The sequence below is a fragment of the Streptomyces sp. NPDC093591 genome (assembly GCF_044764885.1).
Classification (GTDB): domain Bacteria; phylum Actinomycetota; class Actinomycetes; order Streptomycetales; family Streptomycetaceae; genus Streptomyces.
Genome location: NZ_JBIWIY010000018.1, coordinates 115876 through 140310, shown reverse-complemented (window position 1 = coordinate 140310; position 24435 = coordinate 115876). Strand labels below are relative to the sequence as shown.

Here is a 24435-nt window from a genome sequence, read left to right as displayed (position 1 = left end):
AGGTGCTTGCGGTTGAGGGGGGGGTACGCGGCAGTTGGTCACGCGGTCCAGTCGAGGATGACCTTGCCGCCACGGCCGCTCGCCGCGTCGGCGAACGCCGCCTCGAAGTCGCGGTAGCCGTACCGGCCGGTGATCACGGGGGCGAGATCGAGGCCGCCCTCGAGCAGCACGGACATCGCGTACCAGGTCTCGAACATCTCGCGGCCGTAGATGCCCTTGATGGTGATCATCGAGGTGACGATCCTGGCCCAGTCGACCGGGAACTCCTGCGCGGGCAGGCCGAGCATGGCGATACGGCCGCCATGCGTCATGTTGGCGATCATCTCGCGCATGGCCTCGGGTCGGCCGGACATCTCCAGACCGATGTCGAAGCCCTCGCGCAGGCCCAGTGCGCGCTGTCCGTCGGCGATGCTCGCCCGCGACACGTTCAGCGCGAGGCTCACGCCCACCTTGCGCGCCAGGTCCAGCCGTTCCTCGCTCACGTCGGTGATCACGACGTTGCGCGCACCCGCGTGCCGGGCCACCGCGGCCGCCATCAGGCCGATCGGGCCGGCGCCCGTGATCAGGACGTCCTCACCGACCAGCGGGAACGAGAGCGCGGTGTGCACGGCGTTGCCGAACGGGTCGAAGATCGCGGCGACGTCGAGCTCGACGGGCACGCGGTGCACCCACACATTGGCGGCGGGCAGGGCGACGTACTCGGCGAAGGCACCGTCGCGTCCGACACCGAGCCCGATGGTGGCACGGCACAGGTGGCGCCGTCCGGCCAGGCAGTTGCGGCACTTGCCACAGACGAGGTGACCCTCGCCGCTCACCCGGTCGCCCACGGCGATGTCCACGACGTCACGACCGGTCTCCACGACCGCGCCGACGAACTCGTGCCCGAGCACGAGCGGGGCACGGATCGCCTGCTGGGCCCAGCCGTCCCAGGACCGGATGTGCAGATCGGTGCCGCAGATCCCGGTGCGCAGCACCTTGATCAGGACGTCGCCGGGCCCCACGGCCGGTTCCGGGACGTCCGCGAGCCAGAGCCCGGGCTCCGCCTTCTCCTTGACCAGCGCCTTCAACGCTACGGCTCCTGAGGGTGAGTCCCGGCTGCGGGCCGCGGGCATGCCGAGGGAGCCCGCAACCGGGGAGAGGGGTGGAATCGCGTAGCAATCTGCCGTACGGCGCCGCCCCGGTCCATCGAGGATTTCTTAAGCGGCGCCACAGCTTTCCTTCACGCCTGCCCTCGTTCGAAGTAGGCGACCAGCTCCGGATCCAGGTCCGGGATGTCCCGTACGACACCTCCCGCGCGCAGCGACTCGGTCGCCCCGCACCCCGCCGCGACCGCCATCCGCGCGGCCACCGGCGAGGTGTCCGTGCGCCCTCCCCGCCGTACGAAGCGCAGGAACTCGTCGATGATCAGCGCGTCCGCCCCACCGTGCCCGGCGTCGTCCGCCACCTCCGGCACCACATGGGCGGCGTCGGCCTGCTCGCGGTGGAGGGAACGGCGGGAGTTCCAGACCTTCACCACCGCGCCGGGCCCGTCCCCGAAGTTCTCCAGGCGGCCCGCGTCGCCGATGACCGTGTAGTTGCGCCAGTAGTCCGGTGTGAAATGGCACTGCTGGTAGGCGGCCAACACCCCGTTGTCCAGGCACATGTTGGCCAGCGACACGTCCTCGACATCGATCACCGGGTTGAGTGCCCGTTGAGTGTGTGGCGGCCAGCGGCCGTCCTCCGTGTACCAGTCGTCGGCCTTGGGTTCGCCGGGGGCCCGGCGGTGCGGGTTGTCGCCGTACACCATGAGATCGCCGAACGCCTGCACCCGGCGCGTGTACCCGCCCGCGAGCCAGTGCAGTACGTCGATGTCGTGGGCGCCCTTCTGCAGCAACAGGCCGGTGGTGTACCGGCGTTCGGCGTGCCAGTCCTTGAAGTACCAGTCGCCGCCATAGCCGACGAAGTGGCGCACCCAGACCGTTTTGACCGTGCCGATCTCACCGCGAGCGATGATGTCGCGCATCATCCGTACCACCGGCATGTGCCGCATGTTGTGCCCGACGTACAGTCGGGTCCCGGTCTCGCGGGCCGTACGCAGGATGCGGTCGCAGCACTCGACGGTGATGTCCAGGGGTTTCTCGACGAAGACGGGCTTGCCCGCGCGCAGGGCCGCGCAGGCGAGGTCGGCGTGGGTGTGGTCCGGTGTGAGGAGGAGGACGGCGTCCACGTCGGGGGCGTCGATCACCTTGCGGTGGTCGTCGACCGTGTGCACGCCGGGAATGCGGGCTGTGGCGTCGTCCCGGCGTGCCGGGTCCGGGTCGGCGACGACGGTCACGCGGGAGCCGTGGCCGGGGCGGTGCGCGGTACGGGCGAGGGAGCCGCGCAGGCCGAAGCCGAGGGCGCCAAGACGCAGATCGGTCATGATGTCCCTCTTCCGTGGGAGATCCGAGGCGAGCCATCAATTCCCCTGATCCACGAGGCACTTGGCGCCTACAGCGGCAGCCCGTCCGCCGCCCGCCGCTCCAGCCGTATCACCAGCTCCGCCGCCGATGCCTTGATCGTCTCCAGTCCGGCCTTCCCCCAGGGCCGCGGCTCCACGTCGACCACGCACACCGTGCCCAGCGCCATCCCCGTGGAGTCGATCAGCGGGGCGCCCAGATAGGAGCGGATACCGAACTCGTCGACGATCGGGTTTCCCGCGAACCGCGGATAGTCGCAAACGTCCTCCAGGACCAGCGCCTTGCGTCGGACGACCACATGGGGGCAGAACCCATGGTCGCGCTCCATATGGCGGTCCAGTTGCGGCTTGGTGTCGGCGGCCCGCGCAAGACTCACGGCGTGCCGCACATGCAGGCCGGCGAAGAACTGCCGGTTCTCGCCGATGAAGTTCACCATGGCGTAGGGCGCCCCGGTGAGTGCGGCCAGATGATCCGCGAACACGTCGAGGGCCGGGTCCGCGTGCTCTCCCAGGCCCAGTCTCAGCAGGTGCCGTGCGCGGGCGGGGCCCTCCTTGTCCTCGGGGGTGAGCAGCAGGCGAGCGACCGGGCGGGGTGGGCCGTAGCTCATGGGCGGATTCCGTCGCTGTGGGCGTGGTTCATATGCGGCTCCGTCCTGGGATGTGCGGGTGTCACATGTGTGCGCCGTGGCTCGGCGCGTGTGCCGGCGTGTGGGCGATGAGGTGCCGGACGAGGGTCAGCAGGGTCTGGACACTGGAGCTGGAGATCCGGGCGTCGCAGCGGACGACGGGGATCTCCGGATCGAGGTCGATGGCGGCGCGGACCTCCTCGGGTTCGTACCGGTGGGCACCGTCGAACTCGTTGATCGCGACGATGAAACCGAGGCCTCGCTGCTCGAAGAAGTCCACGGCGGCGAAACAGTCCTCCAGGCGCCGGGTGTCGGCGAGGATGACCGCGCCGAGCGCGCCCTCCGAGAGCTCGTCCCACATGAACCAGAAGCGTTCCTGTCCGGGCGTGCCGAACAGATACAGAACGTGTTCCGGATCGAGTGTGATGCGGCCGAAGTCCATGGCGACCGTCGTCTCGACCTTGTTCTCGACGCCCTCCAGGCTGTCGGTCGCGGCGCTGACCGTGGTGAGCAGTTCCTCCGTGCTGAGCGGTGCGATCTCACTCACCGCGCCCACGAAGGTCGTCTTGCCGACCCCGAACCCTCCCGCCACCAAGATCTTCAGCGCGGTGGGGAACGGGTCAGAGCTGTCGTCGTAGTCCATCGAGCACTGCCTCCAGAAGAGCCCGGTCTGTCGGGTTGTGGTGGAACTCGGGGGGCTTGGTGGTGAGCGCCCCACCGTCGACGAGGTCCGACAGCAGCACCTTGGTGACCACCGCCGGCAGCTTCAGGTGGGCGGCGACCTCGGCGACCGAGACGGGGGCGCGGCACAGGTCCAGCGCCTGCTCGTGCTCAGGGCCCAGGTAGCCGAGGGGGGTTGCCCCGGTGGCCCTCACCTGCGACATGAGGTCGAGCGCGATGGTGGGCCGGGTACGGCCGTTGCTGACCGTGAAAGGGCGCACCAGCCGTCCGGCCGCGTCGTCGAGCCAGGGCCCGTCGCCCGCCGCCGTCACGTTCAAGGCCTCAACGCCGACGGTTCGACGGAGTGCTGCCGGGGTGCCGTCACCAGGTAGGGGCGGACGCTCTTGACCAGCATCGCCATCTCGTAGCCCAGCACCGCCGCGTCCGCCTCGCGGCCGGCCAGCACCGCGAGACAGGTGCCGGAACCGGCCGTGGTCACGAAGAGCAGGGTCGAGTCGAGTTCGACGACGACCTGGCGCACGTCCCCGCCGTCGCCGAAGCGGACCCCGGCGCTGCGGCCGAGGGAGTACAGGCCTGAGGCCAGGGCGGCCATGTGGTCGGCGCTGTCCGGGTCGAGGCCGTGAACCGACTTCACGAGCCCGTCGCAGGAGAGGAGCACCGCACTGGTGGTGTGCGGTACGCGCTGTACGAGGCCGCTCATCAGCCAGTCGAGATCGGACACATGGGCGGTCGGCGCTTCGCTCGCCATGATGGATCGACTCCTTGAGGTACGAAGGTCTGCGGGAGCACTGGGGGTGGGGGTGGTCTTCCAGGCGGACTTCGAGCTGGTCAGAGGCACGGTCATCCGGCTGGTGCGCTCCCGTCGTGCCGGGTGGTGTGGTCGGTGCCGGGCGCGGACCCGGGGTGCGTCTCCCTTTTGTGGGCCGGGTCCATGGGCGATACGTCCATGGGCGGCCGGGGGGTCATGGGGGCCACGTCGGTGTGAAGTGCATCCAGGGAGCTGGGGCGCAGATATGTGGGCTGCGGTCGAGCCGGGTCGAGGCTCGTCGGCTCCAGGCGGATCGACGCCGGACGCACGGATTCCAGGTGGGTTGGCTCGGGGGGTGTGGGGTCCAGGCGTGTTGGTTGGGGGGCGGGTGACCTCGTGTCCGAGGTCGTGTGCGGTGAACGCTTGTATACGGATGCGGCTGCGGTCGGTTGAGGGGTGGGCATGTGTGCCGAGCCCATGTGGCCCGCGTCCGCGTGGCCCGAGGTCATGTGGCCCGAGACCATGTGATCCGCGGCCAGGTGGCCAAACGCCGTGTGACCCGACGCTGTGTGGGTCGACGCGTGGGCCGGCGTGTGGCCTGATGCCATGGGCGGGGCGTCCATGTGGCTGGCGTCCATATGCCGCGCATCCATGTGCCCGCCGCCCAGTCCCGGTTCCCCTCGTCCGGACTCCGTGCGCCCCAACTCCACGGACCCCTCGGACACGTGCCCGCCATCCATGTGCGCGGCATCCATGTGTCCGGCATCCATGTGGCCGGCCTCCACATGCCCGGCATCTACGTGCCCGACGTCCATGTGCCTGGCCCTCACGTCCCCGGGATCCACATGCCCGGCCCCTACGTGCCCGGCCTCCATATGCGCCGCATCCATATGCGCCGCCTCCATCTGCTGCTGCGTCTCCGCAAGCCCAACCCCCCGCTGGAAGGCCGCCATCAGCCCAGGGTCGTGCCCGGCGAGGCAGTCGGACTCCTGGCGTGGGGCGGGGCCCTCACGGAGTTGGGGGACGATGTGTTCCTGGGCCCGGCGACGGGGCAGTTGGGGCTTGCTCATGGTGCCGCGGACGGCGTCGTTGCGCGGGGCAAGCGGTGTGACCGTGTTCTCCTCGAGGCGCCCTCGTTCGTCGGGCCTGATGCCGGGCACGGCCTCCGCAGGGTTGGCCCGCTCCTCGCGGGCGCCGCGCACGGGCAACGGCGCCGGTCCGCTGCCGTTCGTCCTGGGTGCCGCGCCCACGCCCCTGGCACCGGCCTGCGGCTCCTGCCGCCCCGGCGTCCCCGGCGCCGCTTCGGCTGTACCCCGCAGCCCGCCATGCTGTCCACCCCACTGCCCGCCCTGCCGTCCGCCCCGTTGCCCGCCCTCCGAGCCGGCCGACGCGGACTGCCGCTGCTGCTGGGGCGGCACCGGAACCGACGCCTGCCGCGGACGGGACTGCGCCGGGGAGTGCGGCGGTACGGACGTTCCGGCAGTCCCTTGTGGTGGGACCAGCGGCGGCTCCTGCTCCTGCGCCCGCGCCGCGCCTGCACGGGCTCCCGGTTCCTCCCCCAGCAATGCCTGCGGCACCACGAGAACGGCCTGGACACCGCCGTAGATATTGGTCTGCAGGCGCACATGGATGCCGTGCCGTTTGGCGAGTTGCGACACCACGAACAGCCCGATGCGTCCGTCCGCCAGCAGGCTGGCGACGTTGACCTGGTCGGGGTCGGCGAGCAGGGCGTTCATACGGTTCTGCTCGCCGAGGGGCATGCCGAGGCCGCGGTCCTCGACCTCGACGGCGAGCCCCGAGGTCACGAGGTTGGCCCGGAGCAGCACTTGGGTGTGCGGGGCGGAGAACACCGTGGCGTTCTCGACCAGTTCGGCCAGCAGGTGGATGACGTCGGCGACGGCATGCCCACGCAGGGTGCCGTCGATCGGCGGCACGAGCTTGACCCTGGAGTACTGCTCGACCTCGGCGATGGCGGAGCGCAGGACCTCGGTCATGGAGACCGGGTTGCTCCACTGCCGCCGGGAGACGGCGCCGCCGAGCACGGCGAGGTTCTCGGCGTGGCGCCGGATGCGGGTGGCGAGGTGGTCGACGTGGAAGAGGCCCTTGAGCAGGTCGGGGTCCTCGATCTCGTTCTCCAGCTCGTCGAGGATCGAGATCTCGCGGTGCACAAGCGACTGAAGCCGCCGGGCGAGGTTGACGAAGACCTCGAGCTTCTGTTCGCTGCCCGCCTGGCTGGAGAGCTGGGAGGCCTGGACGACGGCGGTGACGGCCCCGTCGTGGGCGCGGGCGAGGTCGGCGGCGAGCAGTTCGAAGTCGTCGGCGTCCTCGGGCGGACCGCTGCGCACCTTGCGCTTCGGTGGGCCGTCACCGCGCCGCAGTGCTTCGACGAGGGTTCGCAGATCGGCCTCGCCGCGCGCGCTGCTGCGTCGCAGGGCGCCGATGCGGTCGCTCACGGACTTGGCGGTGCGGTTGGCGGCCACTGCGGCGATCAGGATGCCCGCGAGGGTCACCGAGACCGCGCCGGCGAGCACGGCCCACAGCGTGAGGCTCGGCCGCGCTCCGGTGGTGCGCACGACGAACAGCACGGCTGCGCAGGCGCTGAGCGCCACCGCGATGGGCGGCAGCACGGCCAGACGCAGCAGTTGGGGCCGTATATGGGTCTCGGGCAGCGCGGTTGCGGTGCGGGCGGCCGGGCGCCCGTGCCGCCCGCCCTCACGGCGGTCTGCGCGTGCGGCCGGGGCGCGGAGTTGAGACATCGGGGTCCTCAGTACTGGTCCGTCGGTCGGGGCCTTGGGGTGCGCGCGGGACTGCGCGGCCCGGGGCATGCGCCATCGCGATGTCGGTCGACAGAGCTGACGTGTTCGGCTCCGCGTCGCCCGACGGACACTGACAGTAGTCGCCTCTGCATCATGTGCGGTGGGCAGTTGACAAAGTCCGGCGGGCAACGTCCCGCTCTGGTATGAGGTCTCGTACGACAGACCGATAACCCGCTCCACCGTTCGCCCAGAAGCAGCAGTCCAGCGATCAGGCCTGGTCAGAAATGGTCACGAAGAAAAGTCGAGGGGCCGGGCACTTCACGCGCCCCACCCCTTGCCGACCCGCCGCTCCCGCGCCGCCACCGGCCCCGGCCGGGACGATTCAGCACCCGGCACGCCCAGCCTTCCACTGCCCAGGACGTCACCGGCCGTAGCGGCGCGCACGGCCCCGCGGGCGCCCAGACGCACTCCCATGCGCCCGGCGCGAACCGCCCCGCAGGGGCGCGCGGGGCCGACACCGCGCGCGCTGTTTCGCTTTTACGCCAGGACGGAGAACCGCCCCGACAGACGCCCGGCGCCTCGGCCCGACAGCAGTCGGGGTCCCTCCCACACGGAAACGGTCTACCCGTCTCTCCCCGACGCGCGTTCCTTCGTGCCCCCGCCCCACACCGCCCCGGCCCCTCTGTCCGCCCCACACCGACCTGCCCCGGCCCCCCCCTGTCCGCCCCGGACCGCCTGCCCGATGCGGTGGCGCCCTAGGCGACCACCACGCTGTCCGCCTCCGGCGTCTCCGGCGTCTCCGGCGCCACCGGCGGCCACGCCGGCCAGCCCTCGGCGGGTGCCTCGGCCGCCTCCCGCCACCACGGCGTCACGGGCGGCACCGCGGCCGGCGCGAAGGGCTCGCCGCAGCGCGGCGCCGCCATCGTGACCCCGGCCTTGTAGGTGGCCCGCATCGTCCACTCCGCCGGCTCCGCCCACGGATGTGTCGCCAGGTTGAAGGTGCCCCAGTGGATCGGCAGCATGACGCCCACGGTCGGATCGCCCCCCTGGAGGTCGAGGTGGGCGCGGACGCCCTCGTCCGGGGTCATGTGGATGTCGGGCCAGAAGTCCGAGTAGGCGCCGAGCTGGATCATCGTGGCGTCGAACGGGCCGTGGTCCGCGCCGATGTCCTTGAAGCCCTCGAAGTAGCCGGTGTCACCACTGTGGTAGATCCGGTGTTCGTCCGAGGCGACGACCCAGGACGCCCAGAGTGTGTGCTGCGTGTTGCGCAGTCCCCGGCCGCAGAAGTGGCGGGCCGGGGTGGCGGTCAGGGTGAGGCCGCCGACCTTCGTCGTCTCGTGCCAGTCCAGCTCGCGCAGCCGGTCGGCGGAGACGCCCCAGTGTTCGAGGTGCGCGCCCACACCGAGCGGTACCGCGAAGAGCGTGTCCGTGTCGGCCAGTGCCTTGATCGTGGGCAGGTCGAGGTGGTCGTAGTGGTCGTGGGAGATGACGACCACGTCGACCGGCCCGAGCGCGGCGAGCGGCAGCGGCACCGGATGCAGCCGCTTGGGCCCGGCGAAGGGGAACGGGGAACAGCGCTCGCCCCACACCGGGTCGAAGAGCACCCGGTGACCGTCGATCTCCGCGAGGACGCTGGAGTGCCCCATCCAGGTCAGGCGCAGCCCGCCGACGGGCGGCTTCGCCAGGTCGGCGTAGGTGGTGGGGTGCACCGGCACGGTGCCCTTCGGGGCACGGCGGGGCCGGGTGTCCTTGTCGAAGAAGACCTTCGCGAACTCCGTCATCGAGCCCGAGGGTCTGGTCCGGGCGGCGCCCCCGGGGTTCTGGAAGACCCCGTCCCGGAAGTGCGGCGATCTGCGGATACGCGCCATGCGCTCACCGCTCGGGTCCACGCCGAAGGCCTCGGGCCGCAGGGCGCTGAGCCCGGCGCTCGGGAAACGAAAACCGGCCACGGTACCTCCAGGTGGAGTCGGTGAGGAATTCCATTATGGGCAGGCCCTCCGACAACCCCGGCCGCCCCCTGGTGACAACCACGGACGCCCCTGGTGACTTCCCCGGCGGCCCCTCCGGGGAGAACCCGGCCGCTCCGCGACGCCCCACCCCATGGGTGAATCAGCCCGCCGCTGAAGATCCGTTCAGTACGTTGACATGTCCGCGCCTTCGCTTCAATACTGACCCATCGTTCAGTAACCTCGTCGTCAGCGAGCGTGCGGCACACGAACCTCGCCCCCTCCGGAGACCCCATGACCACCCCCCTGCTGTCGCTCACCTGGACCGATCACGTCACCGGCCGCCAGGGCTTCCTGGTCGTCGACCGGCTGGTGCGTGGCGTCTCCAGCGGCGGGCTGCGGATGCGGCCGGGCTGCACGCTGGACGAGGTCACCGGGCTCGCCCGCGGCATGAGCATGAAGGAAGCCCTGCACTACGACCCTGAGGCGCGGTACGTCCCCCTGGGCGGCGCCAAGGGCGGCATCGACTGCGACCCCCGTGCCCCGGAGGCGTACGGGCTCCTGGTGCGCTACCTGCGGGCCATGCGTCCGTACATCGAGAACTTCTGGACCACGGGCGAGGACCTCGGCCTCACCCAGGAGGTGGTCGACCGGGCGGCGGCCGAGGTGGGGCTCGTCTCGTCCATCCAGGCCGTGTATCCGCTGCTCGACGACGAGGCAGGCGCCCGTCGGCGGCTCGCGGACGCGTTCGCCGTAGAGGTGGACGGCATCGGGCTCGACGAACTGGTCGGCGGCTGCGGGGTCGCCGAGTCGGTGCTCACGGCGCTGGACCGGGCCGGTGTGCCCTACTGGAGGACGCGCGTCGCCGTCCAGGGGCTCGGAACCATGGGCGGGGCCACGGCGCGCTTCCTCACGCGCGCGGGGCTCACGGTCGTGGCCGTCGCCGACATCAAGGGCACCATCGCCAACCCCGCCGGCCTCGACATCGAGACGCTGCTGGCGGCACGCGACACGTACGGCACGGTCGACCGCGCCGCGCTGCGTCCCGGCGACCGTGAACTGCCGGGCGACGCCTGGCTGTCGGCCGAGACCGAGGTGCTGGTGCCGGCGGCCGTCTCGTACGTGATCGACGCCACGAACCAGACGCGGATCACCGCCCGCTGGATCGCCGAGGCGGCCAACATGCCCGTACGGCCCGACGCGGAGGACGTGCTGGCCGCGCGGGGCGTCACCGTGCTGCCGGACGTCGTGGTCAACTCGGCCACGAACGCCTGGTGGTGGTGGACGCTGTTCGGCGACATCGGCGCGGACGCGGACGAGGCGTTCGCCCACACGCAACGCTCGATGCGTGCGCTGACCGACCGCGTCCTGGCCCGCGCCGAGGCCGACGGGACGACACCCCGGGCCGCGGCGCACGCCCTCGCGGCCGAACGGCTGCCGCTGATCACCGAGCGCTTCGGCAGGCACCGGTGACGGCGGAACGCGGGGCCACTCGACCGCGCCCACAGGAACGGCTCATGGCGAGGCTTTAGGGTGACCGCGTGGCAAGAGTGCGGTTGAGCGTGGCGGAGCGGCGTGAGGAGTTGCTGCGGGCCGCCGTGGAGCAGATAGAGGCGCGCGGTGTGTCGGCGGTCAGGATCGCCGATGTGGCCTCGGCGCTCGGGGTGAGCAACGCCCTGGTGCTCTATCACTTCGCCACGAAGGAGAAGCTGGTCGCCGCCGCGTTCGCGCATGCGGCGGAGGGCGACCTGGCCCATCTGCGCCGGCTCCTCGGCCGCCGTACGACGGCGCTGCGACGGTTGCGGTCGGCCGTGCGCTGGTACGCGCCGACCGGTCAGGCCAAGGGCTGGCGGCTGTGGATCGAGGGCTGGGCGGCGGCACTGCGCGAGCCCGCTTTGCAGGAGGTCACACGGGACCTCGACCGACAGTGGAAGGCGGCCATCGCCGAGGTCATCGCACAGGGCGTGGCCGCGGACGAGTTCCGCTGCCCGGACCCCACCGGCACGGCCCTGCGCCTCACGGCCCTCCTCGACGGCCTCGCGGTACAGCTGACGTCGTACCCGGGCGCGGTGTCACGCGCGCGTGCCCAGGAGTGGGTGGACGAGGCGCTCGCCCGGGAACTGGGGCTGGAGCGGGAGGCGTTGACGGCGTCGGCGCGGTGAGGTCGTCGATCGCCGAGAGGCCGGTTCGCCCCGGCCACGACAGCGGTGCGGGCCGCGCCCCTTGAACAGGCGCGGCCCACACACCGCCGAGGCGCCGCCTCAGGCCACCGAGTCGATCCGCATCTTGATGTCGTCCGGGGACAGCGCGCCCTTGGCCGTCACGTGGTCTCCCGACGACTCCCCGCGCAGGCGTCGCCCGATCCATGGCACCAGGTACTCGCGCGCCCAGTGGACGTCGTCCCTGCGGATCTCGAGGGTTCCGCGCGGCGGGAGCGGCGGCCAGGGCTGGTCCGGGTCGGCCGGCACCTCCAGGCCGAGGACCTGCCCCGCGCGGAGCGCCACGCGCGTGTGCCCCTCGGGAGACAGATGGAGCCGGTCACCGTCCCAGGCCCTGCGGTCCTGAACGGTCTTCAGGGACCACAGGTCGAGCACCGGACAGCCGTACCGGTCGGCGATGGCCCGCACATGACCGTTGTACGTGGCGATCTTGCCGCGCAGATGCTTCAGCACGGGCACGCCACGGGTGTCGAAGCCGGTCGTCACCATGACGGTGCCGACGGCGGAGGTGAGCCTGACAATCGCCTGCTCGAAGCGCTCGGCCACCTCGTCGGGGTCGGTTCCGGGTCGGATGATGTCGTTGCCGCCCGCGCAGAACGAGACCAGGTCCGGGGCCAGTTCGACGGCCTTCGGAAGCTGGTCCTCGACGATCTGGTCGAGCAGTTTGCCGCGCACGGCGAGGTTCGTGTAGTTGAAGTCGCCCTCGGGCCGCCGGTCCGCGAGCAAAACCGCGAACCGGTCGGCCCAGCCGACGAACGCCCCGTCGGGGCCGGGGTCGCCGACGCCCTCGGTGAAGCTGTCCCCCACCGCAACGTACGACCCGATCACTGATCTGCTGTCACTCTTCGAATCGTCTGCCACATCGGCACATGATTCACCTTGGAATGTGACCTACGCGACCGTAAGGAAGGGTTGACGGACGGTGAGATAAGCCACTTGCAAAGTGTTGGCCAAACCTGGAATAAGCCCCTGATCAGGGGCGTTGTGGGCTCAACCGCCACACCCTGAAGTCGCTGATCCGGAAGTGGCTCCATGTGGTCCGGAAGGCGAAGTGCCCGCCGGTGTACGGCTCCGGGTCGGTGTGGTCGAAGACGAGCCGCCTGTTGTCCCACCACCGCACCGTCGAGCCGTCGGAGACGATCCGGACCCGATTGGGCTCGTTCGCCACGAGCAGCGGCTCCGTGTAGTCGTAGAGCAACGGGCGGACCCCCGCCTGGCCGACGTACCGGCGCATCCGGGTCGTGGTGTTCGTGTTGGCGCCGTAGCCGACGTAGTACGTCTTGAGGTGGTCGTACTCCGCCAGCGCCCCGCTCCGCGGCGTGGCGAAGATGTCGCCCGGGGAGCGGACGTCGGTGGCGTTCCAGAAGTTGTTCAGATCGGAGACGCGGTCATTGACACCGCCCTCCGATACGGGCGTGGCCGTGTATTCGATGACGTACGGCCCTTCCAGCCGTTTCTTGAACCAGACCGTCGCTCCGGCGGGTACGTCGACCTCCAGGACCCCGCGGGAGGCGGTGACGGTGCCGCCCTTCTCGAGCTCCACCGCCCATTGCCCCAGGCCGTGACGGAAGTCGTCGTGGGCGATGAGGCGACGGTGACGGGGCGACGCGGCGCTCGCCGTCCCCGCCGGGGCTAGGGCCGCGAGGGCGGCGCCGGCGGCCAGGGTTCCGAATGCTCTACGCGTGGTCGTCACGGGAGACGGCCCCTTCCGGGAAATGATGGTGGGCTTCTGCATGTGTCGGGTGCGCTAGAACCCCTTCGCGAGAAGGGCGATCAGCCGGGTGGCCACCTTGCGATGGCCTTGGGCGCTGGGGTGGACGGTGCCGTTGAAGTCCCCGTCCGTCGGGGAGAGCCAGTCGGTCGTGTCGACGAACTCGGTGCGGGGGTCGGCGAGTTCACCGACCACCGCTGCGATGTCGTTCGCGTGGGCGCCGTTGAAGGGGCGCAGCGCGAGGATGCGGGCGCGCGGTGCGGCGGACCGCAGCTTGTCCAGGTACGCGCGGTAGGCGGTCCGGAATTCGGCCGAGCCGTACGCCTCGTCGTTGGTCCCTTGGTTCACCACGATCACGTCGGCCCGGCGGTCGGAGTCGGCCCGGGAGCCCGCGTGGTTCCAGCCGTACGCGTCCGGGGCGGCCGGTACTCCCCCGTTGCCGGTCTGGATCACACCCTGGCGCCCGAAGCCGACCTGGGTGAGCGAGGCGCGCAGGGCGTCGGCGACGAGGGTGGGGTAGGCGGCCGTACCGTCGGCGCAGTCGGAGGTGTTCACCTCGCACAGAGCCATGACGCCCTGCGTGATGGAGTCGCCGTAGAAGGCCAACTTGCGGGCGATGGGGGTGGGTTGAGGCAGCAGACGCCCGCCGTCGTCGACCCGCAGTCCGGTCAGCACGACGCCCGTCTCCAGCGGCGGAGTCCACCGGTTGGCCCGGGAGAAGACGTCCTTGACGGAGATCGCGACCGAGTGTGGTCCACGGCCGTCCGCCGTGATCCGCAGCTCGCCCCGGTCGACCGCGTGCAGGCGCTTCGGCCCGCCGTCGACCGACACGTAGATCTGCGCGGGCACGGTGATCGAGGCGACGTCGAAGAGGGCGTGGACGCTACCGCCGGTGAAGCGGAAGCGCAGCCGGGAGCCCGAGTTGACAGTGACGGCCGCTTCGGGGGTGCGGCCCCAGTGCCCCTCGTAGACGAGACGCCTGTCGTCGGGGCGTACGACAGTCCACGCATCGGACGCGAAGGCGGGCTGCGAGGAAGCGAGGAGGAACCCCACCGCGGCGGCGAAGGACGTACGTCTGTCGACGCCGGACACGGAACCTCCAGGAGCTACCGCAGAAAGCGCTTGCACCATGACAGGGATCACTGTGTCCTCCCCGTCCCCCAGTTGTCGACACCCCGGGCCGGCTCTGCCACAAGACCGCAATGGAGCGATCATGAACGGGCACGGCCGGACACACCGAAGGCCGGACCCGGGGATCGAGGTCCGGCCTTCGGTGGCGTGTCAGGCAGGTGGTTCCGTGGAAGAGATCGTCAGCCGACCGGGACGCCCTTCGAGCGGAGGTAGGCGACCGGGTCCACGTCCGAGCCGTAGTCCGGCGTGGTGCGGATCTCGAAGTGCAGGTGCGGGCCGGTCACGTTGCCGGTCGCACCGGAGAGGCCTATCTGCTGGCCCGCGGTCACGGACTGGCCGGCCGAGACGGAGAGCGACGACAGGTGGGCGTACTGGGCGTAGTAGCCGTCGGCGAGCTGGATGACGACCTGGTTGCCGTAGGCGCCGCCCCAGCCCGCGGAGACGACGGTGCCCGCGCCGACGGCCTTCAGTGCGGTGCCGGTCGGGGTGACGAAGTCGACGCCGGTGTGGTACCCGCTGGACCACATGCTGCCCGCCACCTTGTAGGCGGTGCTGACGGCGGCACTGGCGACGGGGGCGGAGAAGCCGGTGGCCGTGCCGGCGTTCTGGGCGGCCGTGGTCGTCTTCTTCGCCGCGGAGGACTCCGTGGCGGACTTCGTGGAGGACTTCGAAGCGGACGAGTCCTTGGAGGGCGCCGAAGAGGAGGACGGCGAGGACTTGGGGGCGCTCGCCGTGGCCTTCTTGCCGATCGTGAGCTTCAGACCGGGGTGGATCAGTGCCGGGTCCTCACCGACGGCGTCGCGGTTGTCGGCGTAGAGCTTCTTCCAGCCGCCGCTGACGTTCTGCTCGTCGGCGATCTTCGAGAGGTAATCGCCGACCTTCACGGAATAGGTCCGCACGTCCGCCTTCTTCTCTGCGGCCTTCTTCTCCGCAGCGGTCTTCTTCTCCGCGGCCGGAAGGGACTGAACAGCCTTTTCCGAAGCGGACTGCGAAGGAGCGGCGTGGGCGCCGGTGGCTCCGATGAGCGGGAGGGCGAGAGCGGCGCCACCGGTTCCGGCGACGGCGATGGAGCGGGTGAAGCGCTGGGACTTCGGGCGGCGGTGCTTACCCTTCGCGGGCATGGCGAATTCCTCTCCGGCGCCTGCGAGGTGAGCTGTCGGGTGCGGGCTGGAGATGCCCGGCCGCGCCGAAACGCGGCTGAACCCCTAGCCGTTCCGGAGACCGGAACAGGCGGTTGTACCTGTGGGTCCCCCGCTCCTGCCGTGGTCGGGTGAGTGTGCGCGGGCTCCGGGCGGCGGCAGGATTGGGCGTCCGTCCGGATTGGTGGCGAACGTAAGCGAGGAAGACGCACGGGAACAAGTGAGGGGTTCCGTCCGAATGCGTTCCTGTTGATCCCTTGTGGGAATTCCCGGTCACACTCCGTGGATTATCGGTGCGTCGCCCGACACAAAACCCCTTGAAAAGCACGTGAATTACGTGAACATGACGGGCGACGCACGGTCACGAATATGACGCTCCTCACGTGACACCGCTCCAGCTTCCTTTACTCCAGAGCGAGTTGGAATGAAGGCGCCAATTCGGACAGAACACCTAGATGCGACGCAGCCGGATAACCGTCGCATCGAGGTCGCCGTGCAATGCGGTGCGCAGTCCGTGATGCACCAATACGGCACCTCGGTGAATTTCGCCCGTTTCAAGGCATTCGTACGACGCTGTCGGGTCGAGGGCGCGCAGCCGCAGCGCGGGCAGGGGTTCGCCGTAGCTCTGGGCCTGGAGCCAGGCGAGGACGACCGTCTCTTCCCCGAGCACGTACTGCACCGCGCTCAGCCCGCCCCGTGGAGGCCGCAACCGGTAGAGGTCGCCACGCTGCACCACGGGCCGGATCTCCTTGTAGAGCGTCACCCATTCCCGGCCCTCGGCGAGCTCTTCCTCGCTCCACTCGGCGAGGTCACCGCCGACGCCGAGCACGCCCGCCATGGCGCTCACGAACCGGAAGCGCAGCGAGCTGGCGCGGTGGTTGAGCATGGCGTTCGGACTGTCGGTCACCCAGGCGGCCATGACCCGGGCCGGATGGATCTGGCTGAATCCATGCTGGATGGCGAGCCGGTCGAGGGGGTCGGTGTTGTCCGAGGTCCACACCTGGTCCGTACGGCTCAGCACGCCGAGGTCGATCCGTCCGCCACCGCCCGAGCAGGACTCGAAGGCGACGCCCGGGTGCGCGGCCCGCAGCCGGTCCAGCAGGCCGTACAGGGCACGCACATGCTCGACCCACAGGCGCTGCGGATACGGCTCACCGGGCCAGCCGGCGTCGGTGAAGCAGCGGTTGAAGTCCCACTTCACATAGTCGATCGGGGCGCTGGAGAGGAGTCCGTCGAGCCGCTCCCAGAGGTACTCCTGGACATCGTCCCGCGCGAGGTTCAGTACGAGCTGATTTCGGAACTCCGTCCGCTTTCGTCCCGTTTGATGCTGCACCCAGTCCGGGTGGGCGCGGTAGAGCTCGCTGTCCGGATTGACCATTTCCGGTTCGACCCAGATGCCGAACTGCATCCCGAGCGCGTGCACGTACTCGGCGAGCGGCTTGAGCCCCGACGGGAAGCGGTCGGGGTTGGGCGTCCAGTCGCCGAGCCCGGCGCGGTCGCTGGTGCGCGTGCCGAACCAGCCGTCGTCGACCACGAACAGCTCGACGCCGATGGCCGCGGCCCGCCGCGCGAGCACGCTCTGCTGCTCCTCGGAGATGTCGAACTCGGTCGCCTCCCAGGAGTTGAACAGCACCGGCCGGTCCTGGTCGGCGTCCGGGATCACGTACGCGCGCTGGTACGCGTGCCAGGCGCGGCTCGCTCCGCCGAAGCCGCCGTCGCTCCACAGTCCGGCGAAGACGGGGGTCGTGAAGGACTCCCCCGCGGCCAGCCGCAGCAGGCCCGAGTCGTCGTATCCGGCCCCGCCGGTGATCTGCACGCGCGCGTCCGGGAGTTGGGCCACGGCGATGCGCCAGGATCCGGACCAGCCCAGGGCGCAGCCGTAGACCTCGCCGTGCTCCTCTGTGGCGTCCGTGTCCAGCGCGACCCACGGCAGGTGCTGGTGCCCGGTGTGGCCGCGGCGGCTGCCGATGACCTTCTCACCGTGGGTGAGCGGGGACCGCGCGAGCCGGGACTCGGCGCCCCAGCGGCCGTGCAGCTGCGACAGCCGCCAGTCCTCCCGTTCGGGCAGCGTCCAGGTGGCCGAGTCGGCGCGCAGCAGTTCCAGGGCGGGCCCCTCGTTGTCCAGGGTCACCCACCGCTCCACGACGTCCCCGCGCATCCGGTAGTGCAGGGTGACGCCGAGCCCGCCGTCACGAAAGCGCAACCGCAGCTCGTCGCCCTCGGTCTCGTACCGCTCGAAACCCCACTCGGTGCCGCGCCGCTCGTCGGTGCGCACGGACAGGGCGGGCCGCACGAAGCGGGGGCCGCCCTCGACGGGGTACTCCTCGTGTCCGTCGAGCGGGGACTCGAAGGGCCAGTACTCCGGCAGTGGGCGCGCGGCGAGGGCCTCGGCGTCGGCGAGGGCGATGCGTGGCCCCCAGTGGAGGTGCAGGAGCTCGTCGCCTTCGGTCAGATGGACGGCGTAACTGCTGGCCGGCCCGGTCAGGAGCCACGTACGGCCGTCGTCGGAGATCTCCAGCATCAAGCCCTCACAGATGTGCACAGGTGCGATCAAGTACCAACATCATCATGGGTGCGGCGATGCCGAGGCAACGCCTGTGGACAACTCATTGGCCCAGGAAGCCATGTCGTATCGTCGGGAAGGCACCCCGTCGGCCGCACCGCCGAGCCGCGTCGGCGGGGCCGACTGGGAGGAGCCCCCGTGACGCAGCAGATCCCGTCGACCGAGCCCGAACTGGCCGGAGTTCGCAACTTCCGTGATGTGGGCGGACTGCCGACCGTGGACGGACGGCGGGTGCGGCACGGAGTGCTGTTCCGCAGCGGCCACCTCGCGCACGCGACCGAGGAGGACGCCGCCTTCCTGGACTCCCTGGGCCTGCACACGATCTTCGACTTCCGCAACGCGGCCGACCAGAAGCTCGAAGGGCCGGACGTCGAGCTGCCGGGCGTGCGCAATGTGAATCTGCCGCTGTCCGATCCCGCGGACGGCGCCGAGTTCTGGAAGATGGTCCGGGACGGCAACCTCGACCAGCTCAGGGCGATCCTGGCGGACGGCAAGGGCGCGGGCCGGATGATCACCTCGTACCGCACGATCATCAAGGAGCGCACCGCCGAGCACTCCCGGGTGCTGCACGCGCTCGCGGACGACAGCGTGCCCGCCCTGATGCACTGCGCGGCCGGCAAGGACCGCGCCGGGCTGTCCATCGCCGTGACACTGCTCGCCCTCGGCGTCGAGCGCGAGGCGATCCTCACCGACTACCTGGAGTCCAATGCCAAGCACCGCCGCTACAAGGTGCACCGCAGCAGCAGCTCCGCCTCGGCCTACTCCCCCGAGGTGATGGAGCTGCTCAGCCCGCTCTTCGACGCACGCGCCGAATACCTCATGGCGGCCTTCGAGACGATCGAGGAGACGTGGGGCGGCGTCGACACCTACCTGGAGCAGGCCCTGGGAGTCACCCCGGAGATCCGGGAGCGGCTGCGGGAGCGGCTGCTCGACTGACCTCCGGCCGCCGCCCCGTACCCGCCCCGCGCGTGTGTCCCGCGCGGGGCGGGTACTTCTTCGCTCCGCACATCTACTTCGCCCCCACCTCGAACAGCAGGTAGATGAAGGCCGCGAAGACGTGCCCCACCGCGATGTAGATGATGAGCCGCACCCACAGGGCGCGCGGGAACCGCTCCTCCCTGTCGCTCATGGCGTCACTCCAGGGGTGGGGCCCAGGCACAGCGTGGCCGTGGGGCTCTGCAGCAGGGTGTGGACGAAGAGAAGCTCGACCCCGCCCTCGTCCTGGGCTGCGATACGGTGCGGGGTCAGCGAGTCGAAGTGCGCGCTGTCGCCGGGCGCGAGCCGGTGCGTGGTGTCCCCGAGGCGCAGCCGAAGCCGCCCCTGGAGCACGTAGAGCCACTCCTCACCGGGGTGCACACGCACGATGTCGCCCTGCGCGCCGTACGGCACATGGACGCGCAGGGCCTGCATCCCGCGTCCGGGCGCACCTGCCTGCCAGTACGTCCAGCCACCCGCCGCGGTCGGCTCCATATCGGCGGCGCGCACGACGGCGTCCCGGTCGGCGACCGTCTCGCCGAGCAGTTCGGAGACGGTCGTACCGTAGATACGCGCGAGCGCGAGCAGCATCGGCAGCGAGGGCTGACGCTGCCCGGTCTCCAGGCGGGACAGGTGGGCCGGCGACAGCCCGGCGGCGCGGGCCGCGGCCTCCAGGGTGAGGGAGGCGCGGCGGCGCAGCGCGCGGAGCTGGGGCGCGACGACGGGGAGGGCCTCCAGCCCCGTCGAATCGGCCTCCGGCTCGATCTCGGAAGAGCTCATGCTCTCCATTCAGCCGGAGGCTTGCCCCTCCGGCAAATTTCTTGCCTCAGAGGCAAAGATCGCCCCCAAGCCGGCCCGCAATAGCGACCCGCAAGCCGATCCCCCTGTGACTACCGGTTGGCGACCGCCTGCTTGATCAAGGTCTTGCCGAAGTCCCACATCAGCCCGCCCCCACCGTGCGCGTCGTCCATCACATCCGTGAAGGCGTCCACGAACCGGTCCACCTCCCGCTCGCCGATGATCAGCGGCGGGATCAGCTTGATCACCTCCAGGTGGTCGCCGGAGACCTGGGTGAGGATCCGGTGCCGCCGCAGCAGCGGTACGACGACCATCTGCGCGAACAGGCCCTTGCGGGCGGCCTGCAGCATGGTCCAGCGGCTTCGCAGCTTCAGCGAGTCGGGTCGTCCGAACTCGATGCCGATCATCAGCCCCCGGCCACGGACATCGGCGAGCAGCTCGTACTTGTCGATCAGCGCCGCGAGCCGGGACTTCAGCAGTTCCCCGGTCGCCCGCGCGTTCGCGACGATCTGCTCGTTCTCCATGACGGACAGCACGGCGAGCCCGGCCGCCATGGCCTGCGCGTTGGAGCCGAAGCTCGCCGAGTGGACCAGCACGCGGTCCATGGACGAGTAGACCTTCTTGAAGATCCAGTCCTTGCCGAGGGTGGCGCCCACCGGCACATAGCCACCGGACAGCGCCTTGGCCACGCACACCAGGTCCGGCTCGACACCGTCCTCGTGCTGGTAGGCGTAGAAGTCGCCGGTACGGCCGAGGCCCGTCTGCACCTCGTCGGCGATCAGCAGCGCCTTGTGCCGGTGCAGCAGTTCCTGGGCCGCGCGCAGACAGCCCGGCGGAGCCTCGTGCACGCCCTTGCCCTGGATCGGCTCGACGATCAGGGCGGCGACGTCCCCCTTGTTCAACTCCCGTGCCAGGGCGTCGAGATCGCCGAGGGGCACGGCCGTGTCGGGCAGCAGCGGGGCGAAGCCGTCCCGGAAGCCGGACTCGCCGTTGACGGACAGGGAGCCGGTGGTCAGCCCGTGGAAGGCGTGGTCGCAGTACAGGACCCGCGGCTTGCCGGTGACGAACCGCGCGAACTTCAGCGCGGTCTCCACCGCCTCCGTACCGCTGTTGCCGAAGAACACCCGGTCCAGGTGCGGGCTGTGCGCGAGCAGCTTCTCGGCCAGCATCCCGGGCAGCGGCTGGCAGTCGAAGCGGGTGAGGTCGGCGAGGGAGGCGTCGAGGACGTCGTGCAGCGCCTTACGGACGACGGGGTGGTGCCGCCCCAGGCCCATCACCCCGAACCCGGCGAGCATGTCCAGGTAGTCGTCGCCGTCCGCATCCCAGAAGTACGCGCCCTCGGCCCGCTCGTAGACCTTGTCGAAGCCGATGGTGTGCAACATGCGCGGGAGCTGGTGGTTGAGGTACCTGGAGTGCAGCTCATAGCGCTCGGCTCCGCGCTCGGACAGGAGTCTGCCGAGGTCGAACTCGGTGGTCATTCCGCCTTCTCCTTGACCGACACGGCCTTGGCCTTGCCTGACACGGATTTCTCCCCGACCGGCACGGCTTTCTCCTTGCCCGACACGACGCTACGACCGCCCTGGCCGCCGTCGCCCCGCTCCGCCCCGGCGCGGCCGTTCTCGGCCTCCTGGAGGGCCAGGCTCGCGCTGATCCGTCCGGCGACCTCGACGGGCGTGAGCCCGATGTCGGCGAGCACCTCGCCCCGCTTGGCGTGCGCGAGGAACTGCTCCGGGATCCCGAACCGGCGTACGGGCACGTCGACATCGGCGTCGCCCAGCGCCAGCGCCACGGCGGCACCGACACCGGACGAGCGGCTGTTGTCCTCCACGACGGCCACCAACCGGTGCTGTGCGGCCAGGGGCGCGAGCGCGGGATCGACGGGCTTGACCCACCTCGGGTCCACGACGGCGCAGTTGATCCCGCGGGCTTGGAGCAGTTCGGCGGCCTGGAGGCACACCGGGGCCATCACACCGACGGCGACCAGCAGGACATCCGGCTCGCCCGCGTCCCGGTGCAGCACGTCCAGCGCGCCCACCCGGTCGACCGCCGGGATCGACGGCCCGACCGACTCCTTCGGGAACCGCACCAACGTCGGCGCGTCGTCGACGGCCACGGCCTCCCGCAGCTGCGCCCGCAGCTGGTCGGCGTCGCGCGGCGCGGCGATCCTGAGGCCGGGCACGACCTGGAGGATCGACATGTCCCACATGCCGTTGTGGGAGGGCCCGTCGGCGCCGGTGACGCCGGCCCGGTCCAGCACGAACGTGACCCCGCAGCGGTGCAGCGCGACATCCATGAGGAGCTGGTCGAAGGCGCGGTTCAGGAACGTCGCGTAGACGGCGACGACCGGGTGCAGCCCGCCCGTCGCGAGCCCCGCCGCCGACACGGCCGCATGCTGCTCGGCGATCCCGACGTCCCACACCCGGTCGGGGAACCGCTCCGCGAACTTGCCGAGCCCGACCGGGTGCAGCATGGCCGCCGTGATCGCCACGACGTCCTCCCGCTCCTCCCCGATCCGCACGATCTCGTCCCCGAACACCGAGGTCCAGGACGGCCCGTTGGACGGCGCGAGCGACTCGCAGGTCAGCGGGTCCATCACGCCGACGGTGTGGAAGTGGTCCTCCTCGTGGGCGAGGGCGGGCTCGTAGCCGCGTCCCTTCTCCGTGAGGCAGTGGACGAGGACGGGCCCGTGGAAGCGTTTCGCACGCCTGAGCGCGGACTCGACGGCCCCGATGTCGTGGCCGTCGATCGGGCCGACGTACTTCAGGCCCAGGTCCTCGAACATGCCCTGCGGCGCGAAGGCGTCCTTGAAGCCCTTCTTCGCGCCGTGCAGGGACTCGTAGATCGTGTTGCCCACGAGCGGGGTCCGCAGCAGTACGTCCTTGCCCCAGGCCAGGACCTTCTCGTAACTGTCGGTCGTGCGCAGGGTCGCGAGGTGGTTGGCGAGGCCCCCGATGGTCGGTGCGTACGACCGCTCGTTGTCGTTGACGACGATGATCAGCGGCCGGTCCTTGGCGGCCGCGATGTTGTTCAGCGCTTCCCAGGCCATGCCGCCGGTGAGCGCCCCGTCGCCGATCACCGCGACGACGTGGCCCTTCTCCCCCTGCACCTGCCGGGCCTTGGCGAGGCCGTCGGCCCAGCCGAGCGCGGTGGAGGCGTGGCTGTTCTCGACGATGTCGTGCTCGGACTCCTCGCGCGAGGGGTAGCCGGACAGACCGCCCTTGCCGCGCAGCTTGGAGAAGTCCTGACGACCCGTCAAAAGCTTGTGTACGTAGCTCTGGTGACCGGTGTCCCAGACGATGCGGTCGACCGGTGACTCGAAGACCCGGTGGAGCGCGATGGAGAGTTCCACCACCCCCAGGTTGGGCCCGAGATGTCCGCCGGTCCTGGCGACCGCGTGCACCAGGAACTCCCTGATCTCGTCGGACAGTTCACCGAGTTCCGCCTCGGACAGCGCCTTCAGGTCACGTGGTCCCCGGATGCTCTCCAGAATCGTCACGCTCGGGCCCCCTCTCGGTCCGTGCCTTGCTTCAACTCACAGTCACTTCTGGTGTCCCCGTGACGGTGGGGGCGCCCGATGCGGCCCCGTCCTGCTCCATCTGCTCGGCGATCTTCATCGCCTCTTCGATCAGGGTCTCGACGATCTTCGACTCGGGTACGGTCTTGATGACCTCGCCCTTCACGAAGATCTGTCCCTTGCCGTTGCCGGAGGCGACCCCCAGATCCGCCTCCCGCGCCTCACCGGGGCCGTTGACCACGCACCCCATGACGGCGACGCGCAACGGCACTTCCATGCCTTCGAGGCCCGCCGTGACCTCGTCGGCCAGCTTGTAGACGTCGACCTGGGCGCGGCCGCACGACGGGCAGGAGACGATCTCCAGGCGCCGCTGCCTGAGGCCCAGCGACTCCAGGATCTGGATGCCGACCTTGACCTCCTCGGCGGGCGGGGCGCTCAGGGACACCCGGATGGTGTCGCCGATCCCCCGCGACAGCAGCGCGCCGAAGGCGACGGCCGACTTGATCGTGCCCTGGAAGGCGGGGCCGGCCTCGGTCACCCCGAGGTGCAGCGGATAGTCGCACTGGGCCGCGAGCTGCTTGTACGCCTCGATCATCACGACCGGGTCGTTGTGCTTCACCGAGATCTTGATGTCCCGGAAGTCGTGCTCCTCGAAGAGCGACGCCTCCCACAGCGCCGACTCCACCAGCGCCTCCGGTGTCGCCTTGCCGTACTTCAGCAGCAGCCGCCTGTCGAGCGACCCGGCGTTCACGCCGATGCGGATCGGCGTGCCGTGGTCCTTGGCGGCCCGCGCGATCTCCTTGACCTTGTCGTCGAACTGCTTGATGTTGCCGGGATTGACGCGTACGGCCGCACAGCCGGCCTCGATCGCGGCGAAGACGTACTTGGGCTGGAAGTGGATGTCCGCGATCACCGGGATCTGCGACTTGCGGGCGATGGTCGCGAGGGCGTCCGCGTCGTCCTGCGTGGGGCAGGCGACGCGGACGATCTGGCAGCCGGACGCGGTGAGTTCCGCGATCTGCTGGAGGGTGGCGCCGACGTCGGACGTGCGGGTCGTCGTCATCGACTGCACCGACACAGGGGCACCGCCCCCGACCGCCACCGGGCCGACCTGGATCCGCCGCGACACGCGCCGCTCGGCGATCGGCCGGAGGGGTACCTCGGGGAGGCCCAAGGAGATGGCGGTCATGG

General features: G+C 70.5%; 21 protein-coding genes, 1 pseudogene and 1 riboswitch. Of the genes and pseudogenes, 3 read left to right on the top strand and 19 right to left on the bottom strand.

Translation table 11 applies throughout. From position 1 onward, the window contains the following. Positions 1–38: 38 nt before the first annotated feature. The 9 genes and pseudogenes from tdh to ACIREI_RS33865 form a co-directional block, all read right to left on the bottom strand. Positions 39–1067 carry an L-threonine 3-dehydrogenase gene (gene tdh / locus ACIREI_RS33905; protein WP_403341162.1) on the bottom strand — a complete coding sequence of 343 codons (1029 nt, stop codon included), beginning with the start codon at positions 1065–1067 and terminating at the stop codon, positions 39–41. A gap of 152 nt (positions 1068–1219) precedes the next feature. Continuing rightward, positions 1220–2401 (bottom strand): Gfo/Idh/MocA family protein, encoded by a 1182-nt coding sequence (locus ACIREI_RS33900; RefSeq protein ID WP_403341159.1) that lies wholly within the window; start codon positions 2399–2401, stop codon positions 1220–1222. A gap of 68 nt (positions 2402–2469) precedes the next feature. After that, entirely contained in the window at positions 2470–3045 is a 576-nt protein-coding gene (locus tag ACIREI_RS33895; protein ID WP_403341156.1) for a GAF domain-containing protein, read from the bottom strand. A 61-nt stretch (positions 3046–3106) separates the two neighbouring features. Further along, entirely contained in the window at positions 3107–3706 is a 600-nt protein-coding gene (locus ACIREI_RS33890; protein WP_301995278.1) for an ATP/GTP-binding protein, read from the bottom strand. Beyond that, positions 3684–4055: a DUF742 domain-containing protein gene (locus tag ACIREI_RS33885; RefSeq protein WP_403341505.1), complete on the bottom strand. Its 372-nt coding sequence runs from the start codon at positions 4053–4055 to the stop codon at positions 3684–3686. The genes ACIREI_RS33890 and ACIREI_RS33885 overlap by 23 nt, the downstream gene beginning before the upstream one ends. Positions 4056–4057: 2 nt before the next feature. Beyond that, positions 4058–4492: a roadblock/LC7 domain-containing protein gene (locus ACIREI_RS33880; protein WP_399106822.1), complete on the bottom strand. Its 435-nt coding sequence runs from the start codon at positions 4490–4492 to the stop codon at positions 4058–4060. Positions 4493–5400: 908 nt separating this feature from the next. After that, positions 5401–7248, bottom strand: a pseudogene (locus tag ACIREI_RS33875) (ATP-binding protein); the annotation flags it as partial. A 318-nt stretch (positions 7249–7566) separates the two neighbouring features. After that, positions 7567–7722, bottom strand: coding sequence for a hypothetical protein (locus ACIREI_RS33870; protein ID WP_403341153.1), 156 nt, complete (start codon positions 7720–7722; stop codon positions 7567–7569). Between the two features lie 281 nt (positions 7723–8003). Beyond that, positions 8004–9197 carry an MBL fold metallo-hydrolase gene (locus tag ACIREI_RS33865; RefSeq protein WP_403341150.1) on the bottom strand — a complete coding sequence of 398 codons (1194 nt, stop codon included), beginning with the start codon at positions 9195–9197 and terminating at the stop codon, positions 8004–8006. Positions 9198–9488: 291 nt separating this feature from the next. Between ACIREI_RS33865 and ACIREI_RS33860 the strand changes: the two genes are divergently transcribed. Together ACIREI_RS33860 and ACIREI_RS33855 are read left to right on the top strand one after the other, a co-directional pair. Continuing rightward, entirely contained in the window at positions 9489–10667 is a 1179-nt protein-coding gene (locus ACIREI_RS33860) for a Glu/Leu/Phe/Val dehydrogenase dimerization domain-containing protein (RefSeq protein ID WP_403341147.1), read from the top strand. Between the two features lie 68 nt (positions 10668–10735). Then, entirely contained in the window at positions 10736–11356 is a 621-nt protein-coding gene (locus ACIREI_RS33855; protein WP_403341144.1) for a TetR/AcrR family transcriptional regulator, read from the top strand. Between the two features lie 99 nt (positions 11357–11455). Here the strand turns inward: ACIREI_RS33855 and ACIREI_RS33850 are convergent, their stop codons facing one another. From ACIREI_RS33850 to ACIREI_RS33830, 5 genes are all read right to left on the bottom strand, one after another. After that, positions 11456–12241, bottom strand: a complete 786-nt coding sequence (locus ACIREI_RS33850) for an SGNH/GDSL hydrolase family protein (RefSeq protein ID WP_403341502.1) — start codon at positions 12239–12241, stop codon at positions 11456–11458. 145 nt (positions 12242–12386) lie between these two features. After that, positions 12387–13106, bottom strand: a complete 720-nt coding sequence (locus ACIREI_RS33845; protein WP_403341141.1) for a DUF6250 domain-containing protein — start codon at positions 13104–13106, stop codon at positions 12387–12389. A gap of 54 nt (positions 13107–13160) precedes the next feature. Next, positions 13161–14216, bottom strand: coding sequence for a GDSL-type esterase/lipase family protein (locus ACIREI_RS33840; RefSeq protein WP_403341139.1), 1056 nt, complete (start codon positions 14214–14216; stop codon positions 13161–13163). Between the two features lie 218 nt (positions 14217–14434). Then, positions 14435–15376 (bottom strand): LysM peptidoglycan-binding domain-containing M23 family metallopeptidase, encoded by a 942-nt coding sequence (locus tag ACIREI_RS33835; protein ID WP_403341136.1) that lies wholly within the window; start codon positions 15374–15376, stop codon positions 14435–14437. A 4-nt stretch (positions 15377–15380) separates the two neighbouring features. After that, a riboswitch (cyclic di-AMP (ydaO/yuaA leader) is annotated at positions 15381–15538 on the bottom strand. Between the two features lie 307 nt (positions 15539–15845). Further along, complete coding sequence (locus ACIREI_RS33830; protein WP_403341500.1) at positions 15846–17915, bottom strand: alpha-galactosidase; 2070 nt, start codon at positions 17913–17915, stop codon at positions 15846–15848. 180 nt (positions 17916–18095) lie between these two features. On the opposite strand from ACIREI_RS33830, the gene ACIREI_RS33825 reads away from it, so the two are divergent. Beyond that, a complete protein-coding gene (locus tag ACIREI_RS33825) occupies positions 18096–18893 on the top strand; it encodes a tyrosine-protein phosphatase (RefSeq protein ID WP_403341133.1) in 798 nt (265 codons plus the stop codon). 73 nt (positions 18894–18966) lie between these two features. Here the strand turns inward: ACIREI_RS33825 and ACIREI_RS33820 are convergent, their stop codons facing one another. The 5 genes from ACIREI_RS33820 to ispG form a co-directional block, all read right to left on the bottom strand. Beyond that, positions 18967–19086: a DUF6126 family protein gene (locus tag ACIREI_RS33820; RefSeq protein WP_403341131.1), complete on the bottom strand. Its 120-nt coding sequence runs from the start codon at positions 19084–19086 to the stop codon at positions 18967–18969. Then, positions 19083–19712, bottom strand: coding sequence for a helix-turn-helix domain-containing protein (locus ACIREI_RS33815; protein WP_403341128.1), 630 nt, complete (start codon positions 19710–19712; stop codon positions 19083–19085). The genes ACIREI_RS33820 and ACIREI_RS33815 overlap by 4 nt, the downstream gene beginning before the upstream one ends. A 110-nt stretch (positions 19713–19822) precedes the next feature. After that, on the bottom strand, positions 19823–21208 hold the full coding sequence (locus ACIREI_RS33810) for an aspartate aminotransferase family protein (protein WP_403341125.1): 1386 nt from the start codon (positions 21206–21208) through the stop codon (positions 19823–19825). After that, entirely contained in the window at positions 21205–23226 is a 2022-nt protein-coding gene (gene dxs, locus ACIREI_RS33805) for a 1-deoxy-D-xylulose-5-phosphate synthase (RefSeq protein ID WP_403341122.1), read from the bottom strand. The genes ACIREI_RS33810 and dxs overlap by 4 nt, the downstream gene beginning before the upstream one ends. A 31-nt stretch (positions 23227–23257) precedes the next feature. Next, entirely contained in the window at positions 23258–24433 is a 1176-nt protein-coding gene (ispG, locus tag ACIREI_RS33800) for a flavodoxin-dependent (E)-4-hydroxy-3-methylbut-2-enyl-diphosphate synthase (RefSeq protein ID WP_403341119.1), read from the bottom strand. Between the last annotated feature and the right edge of the window lie 2 nt (positions 24434–24435).